21 protein-coding genes are annotated in these 17404 nt (G+C 72.1%); 9 read left to right on the top strand and 12 right to left on the bottom strand.

All coding sequences use genetic code 11. From position 1 onward, the window contains the following. Positions 1-15: 15 nt before the first annotated feature. Genes KPL59_RS14765 through KPL59_RS14780 form a run of 4 tightly spaced genes read right to left on the bottom strand, consistent with a single transcriptional unit; the run spans position 16 to position 2011 of the window. A complete protein-coding gene (locus KPL59_RS14765) occupies positions 16-279 on the bottom strand; it encodes a hypothetical protein (protein WP_226361131.1) in 264 nt (87 codons plus the stop codon). A 6-nt stretch (positions 280-285) separates the two neighbouring features. Then, entirely contained in the window at positions 286-765 is a 480-nt protein-coding gene (locus tag KPL59_RS14770) for a hypothetical protein (protein WP_226361132.1), read from the bottom strand. Then, positions 762-1655 carry an ABC transporter ATP-binding protein gene (locus KPL59_RS14775; RefSeq protein ID WP_226361133.1) on the bottom strand — a complete coding sequence of 298 codons (894 nt, stop codon included), beginning with the start codon at positions 1653-1655 and terminating at the stop codon, positions 762-764. The genes KPL59_RS14770 and KPL59_RS14775 overlap by 4 nt, the downstream gene beginning before the upstream one ends. Then, positions 1652-2011: a GntR family transcriptional regulator gene (locus KPL59_RS14780; protein ID WP_043280317.1), complete on the bottom strand. Its 360-nt coding sequence runs from the start codon at positions 2009-2011 to the stop codon at positions 1652-1654. The genes KPL59_RS14775 and KPL59_RS14780 overlap by 4 nt, the downstream gene beginning before the upstream one ends. A 123-nt stretch (positions 2012-2134) precedes the next feature. On the opposite strand from KPL59_RS14780, the gene KPL59_RS14785 reads away from it, so the two are divergent. Both KPL59_RS14785 and KPL59_RS14790 read left to right on the top strand, forming a co-directional pair. After that, complete coding sequence (locus KPL59_RS14785) at positions 2135-2461, top strand: helix-turn-helix transcriptional regulator (protein WP_226361134.1); 327 nt, start codon at positions 2135-2137, stop codon at positions 2459-2461. Continuing rightward, positions 2458-2994 carry an SRPBCC family protein gene (locus KPL59_RS14790; protein ID WP_226361135.1) on the top strand — a complete coding sequence of 179 codons (537 nt, stop codon included), beginning with the start codon at positions 2458-2460 and terminating at the stop codon, positions 2992-2994. Before KPL59_RS14785 ends, KPL59_RS14790 begins: the two co-directional genes overlap by 4 nt. A gap of 91 nt (positions 2995-3085) precedes the next feature. Here KPL59_RS14790 and KPL59_RS14795 read toward each other — a convergent pair whose 3' ends face one another. Continuing rightward, positions 3086-3706, bottom strand: a complete 621-nt coding sequence (locus KPL59_RS14795; RefSeq protein WP_226361136.1) for a hypothetical protein — start codon at positions 3704-3706, stop codon at positions 3086-3088. Positions 3707-3799: 93 nt separating this feature from the next. On the opposite strand from KPL59_RS14795, the gene KPL59_RS14800 reads away from it, so the two are divergent. Beyond that, positions 3800-4483 (top strand): TetR/AcrR family transcriptional regulator, encoded by a 684-nt coding sequence (locus tag KPL59_RS14800; RefSeq protein WP_043280316.1) that lies wholly within the window; start codon positions 3800-3802, stop codon positions 4481-4483. Positions 4484-4565: 82 nt separating this feature from the next. Here the strand turns inward: KPL59_RS14800 and KPL59_RS14805 are convergent, their stop codons facing one another. From KPL59_RS14805 to KPL59_RS14825, 5 genes are all read right to left on the bottom strand, one after another. After that, positions 4566-5282, bottom strand: a complete 717-nt coding sequence (locus KPL59_RS14805; protein ID WP_226361137.1) for a hypothetical protein — start codon at positions 5280-5282, stop codon at positions 4566-4568. Then, a complete protein-coding gene (locus KPL59_RS14810; protein WP_075308604.1) occupies positions 5279-6139 on the bottom strand; it encodes an ATP-binding cassette domain-containing protein in 861 nt (286 codons plus the stop codon). The genes KPL59_RS14805 and KPL59_RS14810 overlap by 4 nt, the downstream gene beginning before the upstream one ends. A 165-nt stretch (positions 6140-6304) precedes the next feature. Continuing rightward, positions 6305-6937, bottom strand: a complete 633-nt coding sequence (locus tag KPL59_RS14815) for a DedA family protein (protein WP_226361138.1) — start codon at positions 6935-6937, stop codon at positions 6305-6307. 175 nt (positions 6938-7112) lie between these two features. Next, positions 7113-9290, bottom strand: a complete 2178-nt coding sequence (locus KPL59_RS14820) for a 3-hydroxyacyl-CoA dehydrogenase NAD-binding domain-containing protein (RefSeq protein ID WP_226361139.1) — start codon at positions 9288-9290, stop codon at positions 7113-7115. A 32-nt stretch (positions 9291-9322) separates the two neighbouring features. Continuing rightward, positions 9323-10543, bottom strand: coding sequence for an acetyl-CoA C-acetyltransferase (locus KPL59_RS14825; RefSeq protein WP_226361140.1), 1221 nt, complete (start codon positions 10541-10543; stop codon positions 9323-9325). Between the two features lie 176 nt (positions 10544-10719). On the opposite strand from KPL59_RS14825, the gene KPL59_RS14830 reads away from it, so the two are divergent. Together KPL59_RS14830 and KPL59_RS14835 are read left to right on the top strand one after the other, a co-directional pair. Then, positions 10720-11502 (top strand): MerR family transcriptional regulator, encoded by a 783-nt coding sequence (locus tag KPL59_RS14830; protein WP_226361141.1) that lies wholly within the window; start codon positions 10720-10722, stop codon positions 11500-11502. A gap of 29 nt (positions 11503-11531) precedes the next feature. Continuing rightward, positions 11532-11762, top strand: a complete 231-nt coding sequence (locus KPL59_RS14835; protein WP_226361142.1) for a thioesterase family protein — start codon at positions 11532-11534, stop codon at positions 11760-11762. Here KPL59_RS14835 and KPL59_RS14840 read toward each other — a convergent pair. Then, entirely contained in the window at positions 11759-12982 is a 1224-nt protein-coding gene (locus KPL59_RS14840) for an ISAs1 family transposase (protein WP_226351754.1), read from the bottom strand. The genes KPL59_RS14835 and KPL59_RS14840 overlap by 4 nt on opposite strands. Positions 12983-13156: 174 nt before the next feature. Between KPL59_RS14840 and KPL59_RS14845 the strand changes: the two genes are divergently transcribed. Beyond that, a complete protein-coding gene (locus KPL59_RS14845; protein WP_226361143.1) occupies positions 13157-13363 on the top strand; it encodes a hypothetical protein in 207 nt (68 codons plus the stop codon). Between the two features lie 5 nt (positions 13364-13368). Here KPL59_RS14845 and KPL59_RS14850 read toward each other — a convergent pair whose 3' ends face one another. Beyond that, a complete protein-coding gene (locus KPL59_RS14850) occupies positions 13369-14538 on the bottom strand; it encodes a fumarylacetoacetate hydrolase family protein (RefSeq protein ID WP_226361144.1) in 1170 nt (389 codons plus the stop codon). Between the two features lie 139 nt (positions 14539-14677). Here KPL59_RS14850 and KPL59_RS14855 point away from each other — a divergent pair, with 139 nt between their 5' ends. From KPL59_RS14855 to KPL59_RS14865, 3 genes are all read left to right on the top strand, one after another. After that, the gene (locus KPL59_RS14855; RefSeq protein ID WP_226361145.1) at positions 14678-15289 is read left to right on the top strand and encodes a hypothetical protein; all 612 of its coding nucleotides are present in this window, start codon (positions 14678-14680) and stop codon (positions 15287-15289) included. A gap of 183 nt (positions 15290-15472) precedes the next feature. After that, complete coding sequence (locus tag KPL59_RS14860; RefSeq protein WP_226361146.1) at positions 15473-16561, top strand: S-(hydroxymethyl)mycothiol dehydrogenase; 1089 nt, start codon at positions 15473-15475, stop codon at positions 16559-16561. Continuing rightward, on the top strand, positions 16561-17199 hold the full coding sequence (locus KPL59_RS14865) for an MBL fold metallo-hydrolase (RefSeq protein WP_226351307.1): 639 nt from the start codon (positions 16561-16563) through the stop codon (positions 17197-17199). The genes KPL59_RS14860 and KPL59_RS14865 overlap by 1 nt, the downstream gene beginning before the upstream one ends. Positions 17200-17404: the final 205 nt, after the last annotated feature.

A 17404-nucleotide genomic window follows, 5' to 3' on the forward strand; every position in this document is an offset into this window, starting at 1 on the left:
GGCCCTGCCGCGCCGTCAGACCCGGGCGCGCCGGACGACGAGGTAGCCGCCGACGGCGGCGAGCACACCCACCAGCAGCGGGTAGCCGGCGAGCAGCAGCGGCACCGGCGCCCCGGCGAGGAACCGGCCCACCGCCGACCATGCCTGCTGCAGCGTCACCAGCACCACGGCCACCCCGACGACCAGGCCCGCGCCGGCGCCCAGCGCCCACACCCCGAGCTGCCCCCAGCGCCGGAAGACCGCCCCGAACAGCAGGAACACCGCGCCGATCACGAACATCGGGACTCAGTAGCAGAGCACCGTCAGCAGCACGCTCTGCCCCGACAGGAACCCCACCGCGAAGAACTGCATCCCGACACCCCAGCCGCCGGTCGCCCCCTCGATCTCCAACAGCACGGTCAGCAGCACCGAGTGCAGCAGGGTCTCGACGGCGAGCAGGGACAGCACCCCGGTGTAGAAGTGCCGCCGGGTGATGCCCAGGCTCAGCGCGAACGGCATCACCTGCGTCATCGTGATCAGGTACTGCGACCCCACGATGAAGAACATCGCGGTGAGCGCACCGGTGATCCCGCCGTCGGTGGAGCCGACACCCGCCTGCACTGCCCAGAAGATGGCCAGGTTGATCGCGAAGATGAGCGCCAGGATGGCCCAGGGGATGCCGACCCGGTTGCGGGCGTCGACGAGGTTCATCCGGAGGACCGCGGCCAGCCTGCTCCCGGTGGTCACGGGGCGGTCGACCTCGGCGACGGCGGCGGCGGTGGTCATGACAGGACCTTCCGGTCGGAGCGGGCGGCGGAGTTCTGCTGGGTGGTGCGTACGACGAGCTGCTGCAGCGAGACCGGCTCGAACTGCAGCGCCGGCAGCGTGGGCTCGGACACGGCGCCGGACAGCGTCACGCGCAGGAAGCCACCCATCTGCTCGCGGTGCAGCTCGACGTGCCCGCCGGCGAACCGCTCGACGGCCTCGACCGGCCCGGTCACGGTGACGGCGCTCCCCCGCAGGTCCTCGGCGTCGGAGTCGATCAGGACCCGGCCGCCGTCGATCAGGACGACGTGCTCGATCAGGTCGGACACCTCGTCGATGAGGTGCGTGGACAGCACCACGGTGCGCGGGTGCTCGGCGTAGTCGGCGAGCAGGCGGTCGTAGAACAGCTGGCGGGCGACGGCGTCGAGACCGAGGTAGGGCTCGTCGAAGAAGGTCAGCGGGGCCCGCGACGCGAGTCCGATGATCACGCCGACGGCGGAGACCTGGCCGCGGGAGAGCTTCTTGGCCCGCCGGGTGCGCGGGAGCGCGAACTCCTCGACCAGCTGGTCGGCGAACGCCTGGTCCCAGTGCGGGTACACGGTCGCGGCGGCGCGCAGTGCGTGCCCGACGGTGTAGGAGTCCGGGTACTTCAGCGACTCGCGGATGAAGCAGGTGCGGGCGAGCACCGGTGCGTTCTCGTAGGGCTGCTCGCCGAAGATCTCGACGCGCCCGGAGGACGCGAAGTTCTGCGCGGTGAGGATCTGCATCGCGGTGGTCTTGCCGGCGCCGTTGCGGCCGAGCAGCCCGTGGATGCGGTTCTCCTCCAGCGCGAACGTCACGTCGTCGAGCGCGGTCACGTCGCTGCCGTAGCGCTTCGTGACGCCGTGCATGGCGATCACGTTCGTACTCATCGGTCGTCCCCCCAGACGTCGATCATCTTCTTGAGCTGCTCGGGGTCGATCCCGAGCTTGCGGGCCTCGGTGACCAGCGGAGCGATGTACTGCCGGGCGAAGTCCTCGCGACGGCTCTCCAACAGCCGGGTCCGCGCCCCCTGCGCGACGAACATGCCGATCCCCCGTCTCTTGTAGAGCACACCCTGTGCGACCAGCTGGTTGAGACCCTTCGCCGCGGTGGCCGGGTTGATCCGGTGGAACGCGGCGAGCTCGTTGCTGGACGGAACCTGGGTCTCCTCCGGGTAGGTCCCGTCCACCACGGCGGACGCGATGTCCTCCGCGATCTGCGCGAACAACGGGCGGCCGTCGTCGATCACGGCGGCCTCACGGTGTCGTAGCTCGGTGGTTCATTACTAATGTAACGAACCGTAGAGCCTGAGGACCACCGCGTCCAGGGCCGTTGCTATTTACGCCTGCGCTTATATAAGCTTCATGTTGTGGAAGCGTTCGACGTCCTGGGGGATCCCGTACGGCGGCGCATCCTCGAGCTCCTGGCCGGCGGCGAGCGGACCGCAGGCGGGGTGACCGAGGTCGTGCGCGCCGAGTTCGGCATCTCGCAACCGGCGGTCTCGCGGCAGCTGCGAGTGCTGCGGGAGAACGGGTTCGCCACCGTCCGCGCCGAGGGCACCCGACGGCTCTATGCGGTCGACCCGTCCGGGCCGGCCGCGGCCGAGCGGTGGCTGGCCGGACTGCGCGGGTTCTGGACGCAGCGTCTCGACGCACTCGGAACCGAACTGGCCCGCGGATCGAAGGAGACCCCATGAACGACCACACCGCGAACGACGACACCGCGAACGACGAGACCCTGGCCCGTGCCGGGCAGGTGGTCCGCGACGCCGACGGGCGTGCCGTGCTGCGATTCCACCGTCGGCACACCGAGCCCGTCACCGACGTCTGGTCGGCGATCACCGATCCCGACCGCTGCGCACGATGGTTCGGCCGGTGGAGCGGAGACGGCCGGCCCGGCGGAACCGTCGCGCTCGTCCTGACCAGCGCCGAGGACGGTGGCGGGCCCCCGTCGGACATGCTCGTGCGCGACTGCGAGCCGCCGCACCGACTGGTCGTCGAGGTCCGCGAGGGCGACGGCGAGCCGTGGGAACTGTCGGCGACCCTCACCCCGGACGGTGACGGCACTCTGCTGGTCTTCGAGCAGGTGCTGCCCGAAGGGTTCTCCCCGGCCGACGCCGGGCCCGGCTGGCACTGGTATCTCGACCGGCTCGCCGCGGTCCTGGCAGGAGCGCCGATGCCGGACTGGGAGGCGACGCTCGCGGCGACCGTCGAGCACTACCGCGTGTGATGTCCCGCGGGATGTCGACGCTCGTGGCGATCCGGCGTCCGGGTCCCCGTCCGGCGCAGATCCCCTCGCCCCCGACGGCCGGTGGTCGGGCTCAGGCCGCGGGCCGCGCCGCCGAGGCATGCGTCGCCGTGAACCCGATCAGCACGCACCCGATCCCCAGCACGACGCCGTGGGCGACCCGTACCTCCGGCGGCGCGAAGAACTGCGGCAGGTAGGCGAGCAGAGCGATGCCGGTGAGCACCCCGCCGGCCACGGTCCCTCCCCCGGACCGGCGCGCGGCGAGCAGCAGCGCGACACCCGCCACCGCGACCGCGAGCAGCCCGGCGACGAAGGTCGCCGCCGCCCACGGGCCGAGCCGGAACGCCTCCGACACCGCGACCGCGGTCGCCTGGTCGATGCCCGACCCCCCGGCCCCACGCACGGCCCCGCCGAGGGCAGCAAGACCGAACGCCTCCGCCCCGAAGTAGGGCAGCACCAACACCGCCCCGAGCACGGCGGCCACCGCGGTGTCCCGACGGGCAGGACTCCGCTCCGGCCGCTCGGCGCGGGCCGCCACGGCCAGCAGCACGAACCCCGCCGCGCCGAGCAGGTGCGCCGGAACCCACCACGGGTCGACCCACGCCGCAGGCTCGGCACCCCACGGCCGCAGCGCCGGGTACGCAGCGAACGCCACACCGGCCCCGATCCACCACCACATGACGAACCCCTCCATCGATGAGAGCAATGCTCTCGCTTTCGCTCGACCAAAGCAAGAGCATTGCTCTCGTCGTCGACCATCGTTCATGCAGTGCTCTACGGTGACCCGGTGAACGCCTCCCGCACCGCCCGCGAGCGGGCCCGCGCCGAGCTCGTCTCCGAGATCACCGCGGCGGCACGCCGCCAGCTGGCCGAGACCGGCGCGGCCGCGCTGTCCATGCGTGCCGTGTCCCGCGAGATCGGGATGGTGTCCTCGGCACTGCACCGCTACTTCCCCACCCGCGACGACCTGCTCACCGCGCTGATCGTGCAGAGCTACGACGCGCTGGCCGACACCCTCGCCGCGGCCGACCCCGGCTCAAGCCCGGCGGAGCACTGGCGGGCGATCGCGCAGGCCCTGCGCGGCTGGGCGCTGGCCCACCCCCACGAGTACGCGTTGATCTACGGCTCCCCCGTGCCGGGCTACCACGCGCCGACCGGCACCGTCCCCGTCGCGGCCCGGGTCCTGGAGCCGCTCGCCCGCGCTCTGGCCACCGCGCATGCCGCGGGGACGCTCGTCGACGCGCCCGAGTCGGACCCCGCGCTCGCCGCCGACGCCGACCGCGTCCGCGCCGCACTGGGCCTCCCGGACCTGTCCGACGGGGCCGTGTTCGCCGCCCTCACCGCATGGACCGGGCTGTTCGGGCACCTGTCCTTCGAGCTGTTCGGCCAGTTCGAGAACGCCGTCGACGCCCGCGACGCGCTGTTCGCGGGAACCGTCGAACGCCTGGGCAGGGTCGCGGGCCTGCTCTGAGCGCTCCCCCGGACCGAGGAGCGGCGCCGCCCGGTGCCGGTCGAACCGGCTCCGGGTGAGCAGCGCAGGTCAGCGGCGCAGGTCAGCGGCGCAGCCGCCCGGCGAGCCGGCGGAGGCGTGCGCCCAGGTCGCCCGGCACACCGCCCTGCTCGACCCGGACGACGAGCGCCGTCGCCGCGACCGCCACCAGCAGCGCGACGATCAGGTCGCCGAACGGCCCCACCCCGAGGCGCCCGCTCCCCAGCGCCGCGGCCGCGGTCCCGACCGGCGGCAGCCACGGCTGCGTCCCGGTCACCACGAGCACGACCAGCGCACCGATCAGCGCGACACCCTCGTTGCGGATCACCGGCCGCGAGAACACCGACCCCACCGCGGCGCCGGTGATCCCGCAGGCCAGGTGGGCGAGCAGGCCGTCGAACAGGCTCCCGGTCGTCGCCGTGCCCCAGGCGGCGATCACGCCCCACACCACCGCGAGCAGCCCCAGCAGCGCCACGCCGGCCGTCGCGGCGATCAGCACACCGGCCGCGACCGGCCACGGGCCCCCGGCGGCGGACAGGGTGACGGCGCGGGAGTCGTCGTCCTCGGACTCGGCCAGCGCGTGTGCCAGCCAGGCCCCGACCGGGTAGAGCAGCAGCGCGCTGGCCGCCCACGGCGCGGGCAGCGGGCCGGGCGCCCCGCCGAACAGCACGGCGAGGGCGCCGGCGTAGAGCACCAGCGGGGCGACGAAGCGTTCGGTGCGGCCGACGTCCTCGCCCAGCAGCATCGCGACGGCGAAGGCCGAGCGCATCCGCCGCGTCACCGGCGGCCTCTCGGGGGAGCCGGACGGACCGGCCGCACCGAGCGGACCGCGCAGCCCGCGGCGAGCGCGGCCGCCAGCCAGGCGTCGCTCTCGGGGGCGGGGACCCGCACGGTGAACCGGCCCGGCGCCGCGCCCTCGACGCGGGCGGGCGGCAGCACCCGTTCCAGCAGCGGGCGGGGGTCGCCCGCGCAGGCCATGTCCAGGCGCATCATCGCCCCGGGCGGCGGCGCGGTCGGCAGCGGCACGGAGTCCGGGTCGGAGGCGGTCGCGATCCGGCCCTCGCGCAGCCGGTGCAGGCGGGCGCCGGGCAGGCCCGCCGCGGTGCCGGTGTGGTCGGTCAGCAGGGTCGGGGCGGCGCGCGCGGCGAGCAGCCTGGTCAGGGCGTCCGCGGCGTCGTCGTCGAGGCCGTTCCAGGGCTCGTCGAGCACGAGCAGCCCCGGCTCGCAGGCCAGCGCCTGCACCAGCCCGACCTTGCGGGCGTTGCCGGTGGACAGGTCGGCCATCGGCTCGTCGTCGTCGCCGTCGTACCCGAGCTCGGTCAGGAGCTCATCGGCGCGGTCGGCGGCGTCGTCGACGTCCACGCCGCGCACCCGGGCGATGTGGTCGAGCCAGCGTCGCGGGGTCAGCTTGCGGGCGGCCGGGAAGCGGTCGGGCAGGTAGCCGACGACCTCGGGGACGTCCTCGACCTCACCCGCGGTCGGGGCGAGCGCGCCGGCGGCGATCCGCAGCAGCGTGGACTTGCCAGCCCCGTTGCCGCCCCGCACGACGGTCGGCACGGCCGGGTCGACGTCGAGGTCGGCGCCGCGCAGCGCGACCGCCCCCGACGGGTGGGTGTGGTGGATCCCGACCAGGCGCACCCGACCACCTCCACCGCTCGTCTCCCGCGTGCGTGACGATCAGGTTCGCACAGCGGCGCGGCCGTCCGGGCCGGCGGTGGCACGGCGGTACGGCCCGTGGCGGGGGCGGTACGCAGGGCTGTCGAGATCACCCGTTCGGCGCAGCCGCGCGTCGGCTCGGCGCGTTCAGCCGGTCCCGGTCGACACCGCGGCGTCGCGGTTGCGGCGCTGCCGGAGCTTCCGCACGACCAGCCACACGATCACCGCCGCGCCGAGCACGGCGACGACCTTGCTGATCGGCGACATGTAGACCTCGATGACCTCCCAGCGCTCACCGAGCACGAAGCCGAGGTAGACGAACAGCGCGTTCCAGACACCGCTGCCGATCGCGGACAACGCGGTGAACCGCAGCAGCGGCATCCGGGCGATCCCGGCCGGGATCGAGATGAGGCTGCGCACGATCGGGATGCAGCGCCCGCCGAGGACGAACCAGTTCCCCCAGCGCTCGAACAGGGCCAGCCCCTTCTCCAGGTCCTTCTGGCTGGAGACGACGAACCAGCGGCGGCCGCACAGCCGGTGCACCCGTTCGTAGCCGAGCCAGTGCCCCAGTGCGTAGAGCACGAGCGCGCCGGCGACAGCACCCATCGTGGCCGCCGCCCAGACGCCGACGGGGCTCATCGCGCCGGTCGAGGCGCGGAAGCCGCCCAGCGGGAGGATCACCTCCGACGGGATCGGGGGGATCACGTTCTCCAGAAAGATCAACAACCCGATGCCCGCGGCGCCGAGCCGGTCCACGATGTCGAACACCCACTGCGTCACGCACCCCATGGTGCCTGAAGATCAGATCGCCCGGTTGGTCCGGTTCGACCGGTCACGACGGGCGGGGGCGGATCCGCTCGACCGACGAGCAGCGCGGCGGGAACGGCGCGCGGCGGATCCGGAACGCACCGACCCCCGCCGGCGAGGGGCCGGCGGGGGTCGGTGTCGGACGGGATCAGGCGGCCGCGGTGGCCGACTCCCCCTTCGCCGCGCGGTCACGCAGGGACTGCGGGACCTCGAAGCGCTCGCCGTACTTGGCCTTGAGCTCGTCGGCGCGGGCCACGAAGCCGGCCGGGCCGCCGGGGTAGCCCTCGATGTACTGCAGCACGCCACCGGTCCAGGCCGGGAAGCCGATGCCGAAGATCGAGCCGATGTTGGCGTCGGCGACGGTGGTCAGCACGCCCTCGTCGACGCACTTCACGGTCTCGATCGACTCGATGAACAGCATGCGCTCGGACAGCTCGTGCAGGTCGACGTCGTGGTTCGTCGCACCGAACTGCTCGCGCAGGCCCGGCCACAGGCGGGTGCGCTTGCCGTTCTCGTACTCGTAGAACCCGGCGCCGGAGCTCTTGCCCTTGCGATCGAACTCGTCGACGAGCCGGTCGATCACCGGGTCGGACGGGTGCGGGGTCCAGGTGCCGCCGGCGGCCTCGACGCCCTTCCTCGTCTCCTCGCGGATCTTGCGCGGCAGCGTGAGGGTCAGCTCGTCCATCAGCTGCAGCACCGGGGCCGGGTAGCCGGCCTGCGACGACGCCTGCTCGATCGTCTGCGGGTCGATGCCCTCGGCGATCATCGCGACGCCCTCGTTGATGAAGGTGCCGATGACCCGGCTGGTGAAGAACCCACGGGAGTCGTTGACGACGATCGGGGTCTTCTTGATCCCCAGGGTCAGGTCGAACGCCTTGGCCAGTGCCTCGTCGCCGGTCCGCTCACCCTTGATGATCTCGACCAGCGGCATCTTGTCGACCGGCGAGAAGAAGTGCAGACCGATGAAGTCGTCCGGACGGTCGACCCCCTTTGCCAGCTCGGTGATCGGCAGCGTCGAGGTGTTCGAGCACAGCAGCGCGGCGGCGTTGATGTACTTCGCGGCCTCGCGGAACACCTCCTGCTTCAGCTCCACGGACTCGAACACGGCCTCGATGACGACGTCGCAGCCGGCGAGGTCGGCGTAGTCGTCGGTCGGCAGGATCCGGCCGAGCAGCGCGTCGCCCTTCTCCTGCGTGGTCTTGCCGCGCGCGACGCCCTTCTCGACCAGGCCCTGGGAGTAGGCCTTGCCCTTCTCGGCGGCCTCCTTCGAGACGTCCTTGAGGACGACCTCCCAGCCGGCGAGGGAGCAGACGTAGGCGATGCCAGCACCCATCATCCCGGCGCCGAGCACCGCGACCTTGGTGGGCTGCCACTTCTCCGGCGCGCTCGGACGGGACTTGCCGCCGTTGATCGCGTTCAGGTCGAAGAAGAACGCCTTGATCATGTTCTTCGCGACCGGGCCGGTGACGAGCTCCGCGAAGTAGCGGCCCTCGATCTTGAGCGCGGTGTCGAAGTCGACCTGGCTGCCCTCGACGGCCGCGGAGAGGATGTTGCGCGGCGCCGGCATCGGCGCGCCCTTGAGCTGCTTGCGCAGGTTCGCCGGGAACGCGGGCAGGATCGACGCGAGCGACGGGTTCGACGGCGTGCCGCCGGGGATCTTGTACTTCGGCCGGTCCCAGGGCTGGGTGGTGCGCTCGGGGTTGGCGAGCACCCAGGCGCGGGCCTTGTCGAACGCCTCCTCGCGGGTGGCCGCGAGCTCGTCGATCAGGCCCAGCTCCAGTGCCTTGGCCGGCTTGTGCCGCTGGCCCTGCGCGAGGACGTTCATGAAACCGTTCGCGATGCCCAGCATGCGGGTGACGCGGGTGACGCCGCCACCGCCGGGCAGCAGGCCGAGGCTGACCTCGGGCAGGCCGTAGACCACGCCCTTCGCGTCGACGCCGACCCGGTGGTGGGTGGCCAGCGCGATCTCCAGGCCCCCGCCGAGCGCCGCGCCCACCAGGGCGGACGCGACCGGACGGCCGAAGGTCTCCAGCGTGCGCAGCTGGCCCTTGACCTCGGCGACCATCGTGAGGATCTGCTCGGCGTCGTCGGGGCCGGCCGCGATGAGCTGGTCCAGGTTGCCGCCGGCGAAGAAGGTCTTCTTGGCCGAGGTGATGACGACACCGACGATGTCGTCCTTGTGCTTCACCAGGTCGTCGACGACCTCCCGCATGGCATCGCGGTAGGCGTCGTTCATGGTGTTGGCGCTGCTGGCGGGATCGTCGAGGGTGACGACGGCGATGCCGTCGGCGTCCTTCTCCCAGCGGACGGCCTTCTGCTCACTCACTGCTGTTCAGTCCTTCCGAGATTCCGGGAGATTCAGACGCGCTCGACGATGGTGGCGATGCCCATGCCGCCGCCCACGCAGAGCGTGGCCAGGCCGCGGCGCAGGTCACGGCGCTCCAGCTCGTCGACGAGGGTGCCGAGGATCATCGCGCCGGTGGCACCCAGCGGGTGGCCCATGGCGATGGCGCCGCCGTTGACGTTGGTGATGTCGTGCGAGATGTCCATGTCGCGCATGAACCGCAGGGCGACGGCCGCGAAGGCCTCGTTGATCTCGAAGAGGTCGATGTCGCCGACCGACAGCCCGGCCTTGGCCAGCGCCTTGCGCGCGGCGGGCGCCGGGCCGGTCAGCATGATGGTCGGGTCCGCGCCGGACAGCGCGGTGGCGACGATCCGGGCCCGCGGGGTCAGGCCGTTGGCCTTCCCGGCCGCCTCGGTGCCGATCAGGGTCAGCGCGGCGCCGTCGACGATGCCGGAGGAGTTGCCCGCGTGGTGGACGTGGTCGATCTTCTCGATCCAGTGGTACTTCTGCAGCGCCACCGCGTCGAAACCGCCGTCGCGGCCCATCATCTCGAACGAGGGCTTGAGCCCACCGAGCGTCTCGACGGTGGCGCCGGCCCGGATGTGCTCGTCGCGGTCGAGGACGGTCACCCCGTTGCGGTCCTTCACCGGGACGATCGAGTTCGCGAAGCGGCCGTCGGCCCACGCCTTGGCCGCACGGGTCTGCGACTCCACGGCGAAGGTGTCGACGTCCTCGCGGGACCAGCCCTCGAGGGTGGCGATGAGGTCGGCGCCGATGCCCTGCGGCACGAAACCGGTGCGGTAGTTGGTGTCGGGGTCCATCGCCCAGGCGCCGCCGTCGGAGCCCATCGGCACGCGGCTCATGGCCTCGACGCCACCGGCGAGGACGAGCTCCTCCATGCCGGAGCGGACCTTCTGGGCCGCGGTGTTCACGGCCTCCAGGCCGGACGCGCAGAACCGGTTGAGCTGCACACCGGCGACGGTGTCGGGCAGCCCGGCCGCGATCGCGGCGGTCTTGGCGATGTCACCGCCCTGGTCGCCGATCGGCGAGACGACACCGAGTACCAGGTCGTCGATGGTGTTCGTGTCGAGCTGCGGGTTCCGCTCGCGGACCGCGTCGATCAGGCCGGTCACCAGCGAGATCGGCTTGACCTCGTGCAGCGAACCGGAGGCCTTGCCCCGGCCGCGGGGTGTGCGGATCGCGTCGTAGATGTAGGCCTCGGGGATCTCGCTCATCCGAACCTCTCGTGGGTGGTCGGCGCCGGGGCGGCCGGGCGGCACTGCCCCTACTTACTGGTAGCTTTTGTTACAGCAGCACTGTCACATGGGTCAAGACGGCCGTCGAAGAACGTGACAGCGACCATGTCACACCACCACTGTCGCATAGGACGGCCGGCCCGTAACCTGCGGTCATGTCCGCCGCCACCGATGCCTCGAGCGACGACGGCTCCCCCGAGCTGCTCACCGTCGACCAGCTCGCCGAGCGGACCGGCATCTCGGTGCGCACCATCCGCTTCTACGCGGGCAAGGGGCTCATCCCGGCGCCCCGGTTGCGGGGCCGCACCGGCCTCTACGACGCGGCGCACCGCGCCCGGCTGGAGCTGATCGGCGAGCTCACCGGGCTCGGGTTCACACTGGCCGCCATCGAGCGGCAGCTGGAACAGGTGCCGCTGGAGACCGCGCCGGAGGAGCTGGCCCTGCAGCGGGCACTGCTCACCCCCTGGCTGCCCGAGGTCGACGAGGAGCTCGACCGCGCCGGCCTCGACCGCCGCGCCGGGCGTCGCCTGTCCGACGACGAGGTCACCACCCTGGAGCAGCTCGGCGCCCTGACCCGGCTGCCGGACGCGGGACCGGACTCCGTGCGGCTGCACGGGATGGTCGCGCTCGGTTCGGCCCTGCAGGCGCTGGACGCGGGCCTGCCGCCGGAGCTGTGGAAGCGCTCGCACGACCTCATCGAGCGGCACACCTCCGCGCTCGCAGAGGACCTGATGACGCTGTTCCAGGAGGAGGTCCTGCAGCCCTACCGGGACCGCGGCCGCCCCGCCGAGGAGCGACGACGGCTGGCCGCCGCGTTCTCCCGGCTCAAGCCGATCACCGTGCAGGGCGTCGTCGCCGCGTTCGGGCGGGCGGTCAACCGGGCCATCCGCGAACGCGTCGACTCCGGCCGCGCCGCGGCCGACCGTCAGGAGGGGTGACCGCGACGAGCCGGTCGTAGCATCGGTCCATGGCGAACTTCGAGTTCCCGGTCCGGGTGCGCTACCACGAGGTCGACGCCCAGGGCGTGGTGTTCAACGCCTGGTACCTGGCCTGGTTCGACGAGGCGATGACCGAGTTCCTCGAGCACCGCGGCCTCACCTACCGGGCGATGCTCGACGCCGGCTACGACATCCAGCTCGTCCACACCGAACTCGACTGGCGGGCCGGGGTCGGGTCAGGGCCCCGGCAAAGTCGCTAGATGATCTTGTAGGTGGTCAGTGGTCGATGGGGGTCGCGGGCGTGGTGGCGGAGTGCTGCGGCGATGTTGCTGACGCCGTGCAGGCGTAGCGCGGTGATCGCGAGGTTCCGCAACGCCGACATGACCTGCGGGGCGTGACCGGTGTGGGCGGTGGCGCGGTCTTCGTCGAAGCAGACATCACGGACCCAGTGCAGGCGATTCTCGATCGACCAGTGCCCACGGATCCAGCGGGCGAGCAGTCCTGGATCGGCGTCGGTGCTGGTCAGGCTGGTGATCGCGTAGGCGGTCTCGGTTCTCCACTTCCCGCCAGGCCGCAGTGGGCGACGCCGGCGCACCAGCTTGATCGCCTGGGATGCGTGGGGGAAGAACTCTGCGCCCAGGTCGGGACAGGGGTGCAGGCTGACCACGCTGATCGTGCGGGTCTCGACGCGGCCGTGCCCACGCCCGCGTTGACGATCAGCGACGCCGATCTGGGTCCAGGGCAGCGCCCGTACCCGTGCCAGCAGCGTGGGCTGGTTCGCTTTGATCGTCATCAGGTAGTGCCCGCCGCGGCGGTGTAGGTAGTCGGCGTGGGCTCGCTGGGTGTGCAGAGCGTCCGCGGTGACCAGTACATCGTCGAGGTCGAGGGGGTCGAGCAGCGCGGTGAACGCGGTGATCTCGCTGCCCTTCTCTGCGACCTGAACCTGGCCGAGCACGCCACCGCTGGTCTGGTCGAGCACCGACACCAGATGCGGGAGCCAGACCCTGCCGTCGGCGGCACGGACGCGGGCGCCGCGCAGGGTCTTGCCGTCCAAGGCCAGCACGCGACGCTGTTCTCGCCGGGGTGTGCCCTCCGCCGCCGGCTGGGCGCTGAGCTGGGGCAACACCCAGGACTGCAACGCCGCCTCCAGCGCCGAGGCGTCGACCCGTTGCAGGACCCGGCGGATGGTCGACTCGTGCGGAGCGACCGCGCCCACCCCGAGCACGTCCAGCACGGCGCGGCCGACGTCATGGGCGTACTCGGCGATCGCGGTGAACGACCGGGCCCCCGCCAACACCGCGCACGCCCCCAGTAGCAACACCGCGAGGACACCGTGGCGGACACCGCGTGGTTTCCGCGGGTCCGGCACTCGCGACAGGGCCTCCACCAGCGACAACCCCGCCGCCTCACCGACCGGCGCGGCTCTCCCCGCGTCAGGACCGACCTCCAGGCCTTCCAGAGCAGCAACGATCGGAGACACTGACACTGCGGACACAGGCTTCCTGACGTGAGCAAGGATTCGACACCCTCATGATCACGCCAAGCCTGTGTCCGCACCCACCCCCACCCCCCACATCACCGCAGCTCAGGACCCACCCATCACGACTTTGCCGGGGCCCTGGGGGTCGGGTGGGGCGAGGACGTCGTCGTCGCGGTGTCGACGGCGCGGATCGGCCGGACCAGCTTCGCACTCGACTTCCAGGTCCGCGCCCTCGACGACACGGGCGAGCGCACCGTCACCTGCGACTGCCGCACCGTCTACGTGGTGATCGCCGTCGACGGCAGCGGCAAGCAGGAGATCCCGGCGCTGATCCACAACGCGCTCGGCGATCCCGAGCCGCTGATGCCGCTGCGGCCCTGATCCGGTCAGGTGCCGCGGATCCGGCCGCGGACCTCGCCGAGGGCGATCCGGCCACCGTCGCGGGCGGGCGCGGTCGCGGTCATCACGACCTCGTCGCCGTCCTCCAGCCAGGCGCGTGAGGCACCACCGGGGAGCGCGACCGGGTCACGGCCGTTCCAGGACAGCTCCAGCATCGAGCCGAACTCCCCGCGCTCCGCACCGGAGATCGTCCCCGAGCCGAGCAGGTCACCGGCGCGCAGCCCGGCCCCGCCCGAGGTCAGGTGGGCCACCATCTGTTCAGGGGACCAGTACAGGTCCCTAGCCGGCGGGGACGCGATCAGCTCGCCGTTGAGGTGCACGGCGAGGTCGAGGTCCAGGCCGAGCGCGGTGCCGGTCGGGGTGAGGTAGGGCAGCGACGCGGGGTCGTGCACGGGCAGCGGGACCCGGGCCGCGGACAGCTCGTCGAGCGGGGTCACCCAGGCCGAGATCGACGTCGCGAACGACTTGCCCAGGTGCGGGCCGAGCGGGCGGGACTCGAAGAACTGGATGTCGCGGGCGGACCAGTCGTTGAGCAGCACGACGCCGAAGACGTGGTCGGCGGCGTCGTCGATCCCGACCGGTCCCGGCACCGGTCCGCCGAGGACGAAGCCGAGCTCCGCCTCGAAGTCGAGCGTGGCGCAGGGGCCGAAGTCCTCGGGCCCACGCTGTCCCGACGGACGCGTGACCGGGGTCCCGGTGACCCGGACCGTGCCGGAGCGGCCGTGGTAGCCGACCGGCATCCGTCGCCAGTTCGGGGTGAGCGGGTCCGAGGCGTCCGGGCGGAAGATCAGTCCGGCGTTCCGCGCGTGCTGCTCGCAGGCGTAGAAGTCGACGTAGTCGGCGACGGCGAAGGGCAGCACCGGGACCAGTCCCTCGTCGGGCAGGCGGTGCGCGGCGGCCCGCTCGTGGTCCGCACGCCACTCGCGCAGCCACTCGACGATCTCGCGCCAGGCCGGGGCGCCGGCGTCGAGCAGCCGGGTCAGGTCGGGCGCGGTCAGCAGGTCCGGGTACGGGCCGCGCTGCGCGGTGGCGAGCGAGCCGACGTCGAGCAGACCGCCGTCGGGCAGCGGGCAGGCGATGCGGGAGCCGCCGGGGCGTCCCTTCCCGGCGACGGCGCCGAGTGCGAGGGCGGGAACGGGCGGCGGCGCGGTCGTCACGGTCCCCGACCGTAGGCGATGCGGCGACGGCGCGGGCGGGGAACTCACCGTGACGGTCGCACGTTACGACCGGTGTGCCCGGTCCGTCCGGATCGGGCGGGAACCGGACTCGAACCGGAACGCAGGAGGACACCCGCAGATGGGTCTGCTCGACAAGCTCAAGGAGCGCCTCACCGGAGGCGCGCAGGCACAGCCGCAGCAGGGCTCCGGGGGTGCGGGGCCGCAGGGGCCCGGCCCGACGCCGCAGCAGGGCTTCGGCGCGGCACCGCAGCAGCAGGACCCCGACCAGCAGGCGATCGAGCGTTACCGCTACATGCTCCGCACCGCACCGCCCGAGCAGGTGGAGCAGGCGCACGCGGAGGCGTTCGCGAAGCTGACGCCCGAGCAGCGGCAGAAGGTGCTCGAGGACGTCGGCGGGCAGGTGCCCGAGGCCGAGCGGGCCCGCTCGACCGATCCGCAGGAGCTGGCGCGGATGGCGACCCGCGCGGAGATGCGCAACCCCGGCACCATGGAGCGGTCGCTGGGCGGCGGCCGTGGGCCCGGCATGGGCGGCATGATCGCCGGATCGCTGCTGGCCGGTGTCGCCGGTGCCTTCATCGGCACGGCGATCGCGGGAGCGATGTTCGACGACGCCGGTGCCGGTGAGGACGTGGCCGCGGCCGAGGAGTCCCCGGCCGAGGAGCCGCCCGCCGAGGACCCCGGTTTCGACGACGGCGGCGGGTTCGACATGGGCGGCGACTTCGACTTCTGAGCCCACCCGGGACGGCCCCGGCCCACGCGATCCGTGGGCCGGGGCCGTTCTGTTCCCCCACATGCCGAAACACCTGTTGCAGAGCCGGAGCCGACCTGGCACCGTCCGGTCACCCATGCCAGAGTCGCCATCCGAGCATCCGTCCCGAGCGGACGGCATCGAGGACGAGTGGGAGTACGAGTTATGGCACAGCAGGTACGCGGCGTCGTGGCCCGGGCCAAGGGTGAGCCGGTCACCGTCGAGACGATCATCGTCCCGGATCCCGGCCCCGGTGAGGCCGTGGTGAAGATCCAGGCCTGCGGGGTCTGCCACACCGACCTGCACTACAAACTCGGCGGCATCAACGACGAGTTCCCCTTCCTCCTCGGCCACGAAGCCGCCGGCATCGTCGAAACCGTCGGCGACGGCGTCACCGACATCGCCCCCGGCGACTACGTCGTCCTCAACTGGCGCGCCGTCTGCGGACAGTGCCGCGCCTGCAACAAGGGCAAGCCCCAGTACTGCTTCGACACCCACAACGCCACCCAGAAGATGACCCTCGACGACGGCACCGAACTGTCCCCCGCCCTCGGCATCGGCGCCTTCATCGAGAAGACCCTCGTCCACTCCGGACAATGCACCAAGGTCAACCCCGACGCCGACCCGAAAGCCGCCGGCCTCCTCGGCTGCGGCGTCATGGCCGGCCTCGGCGCCGCCATCAACACCGGCGGCGTCGGGCGCGGTGACTCCATCGCCGTCATCGGCTGCGGCGGCGTCGGCGACGCCGCCATCGCCGGCGCCAAGCTCGCCGGCGCCACCACGATCATCGCCGTCGACACCGACCCGCGGAAACTCAAGTGGGCCGAAGAGTTCGGCGCCACCCACACCGTCAACGCCACCGAACAGGATCCGGTCGAGTTCATCCAGTCCGTGACCGACGGCAACGGCGCCGACGTCGTCATCGACGCCGTCGGACGACCCGAAACCTACAAGCAGGCCTTCTACGCCCGCGACCTCGCCGGCACCGTCGTCCTCGTCGGCGTCCCCACCCCCGACCTGCACGCCCCCCAGATCCCGCTCATCGACTACTTCGGCCGCGGCGGCGCCCTCAAATCCTCCTGGTACGGCGACTGCCTCCCCTCACGCGACTTCCCCACCTACATCGACCTCTACCTCCAAGGCCGCTTCCCCCTCGACAAGTTCGTCACCGAAACCATCGGCATCGACGACATCGAAACCGCCTTCGACAAAATGCACGCCGGCGAGGTCCTGCGCTCGGTCGTGATCCTCTGATGGCCCCGACCGAGACCCCGATCGACCACGTCGTGACCTCCGGCACGTTCAACCTCGACGGCGGATCCTTCGACGTCGACAACAACGTCTGGATCATCGGCGACGACCGCGAAGTGTTCGTCATCGACGCCGCCCACGACGCCGACGCCATCACCCACGCCGTCGGCGACCGCACCGTGAAGGCGATCGTGTGCACCCACGCCCACGACGACCACATCAACCAAGCACCCACCCTCGCCGACCGCTTCGACGCACCGATCCTGCTCAACCCCGCCGAACACGTCCTGTGGGACATGACCTGGCCCGACCGCACACCCGACCAGGAACTGTCCGACGGGCAGACCCTGACCGCGGGCGGGATCGACCTACGCGTCCTGCAGACCCCCGGCCACTCACCCGGCTCGTCCTGCCTCTACGCACCCGAACTCGGCATCGTGTTCACCGGCGACACCCTGTTCCACGGCGGACCCGGCGCCACCGGACGCTCCTACTCATCGTTCGACACCATCATCGAATCCATCCGCACCACCCTGCTCACCCTCCCCGCCGACACCCGCGTCCGCACCGGACACGGCGACCCCACCACCATCGGAGACGAAGCACCCCACCTCGACGAATGGATCCGCAACCGATCCTGACCCGACACCCCCACCGCGGCCCGGCCCCTCACACCCGGGGCCGGGCCGCAGCGGTTCCTACACCGAGATGCAGCTCAGCGGGCTCGGACGAGCCACGGACCCCGCTGAGCTGCATCTCGGCAACCGGTCGAGCGGACAGCGCGGACCGAGGACAGCGCGGAGCCAGGGCGCGGGACGCGCCGCGACGCGTGCGTCTGACACGGTG

The organism is Pseudonocardia sp. ICBG1142 (assembly GCF_020496255.1).
Classification (GTDB): domain Bacteria; phylum Actinomycetota; class Actinomycetes; order Mycobacteriales; family Pseudonocardiaceae; genus Pseudonocardia.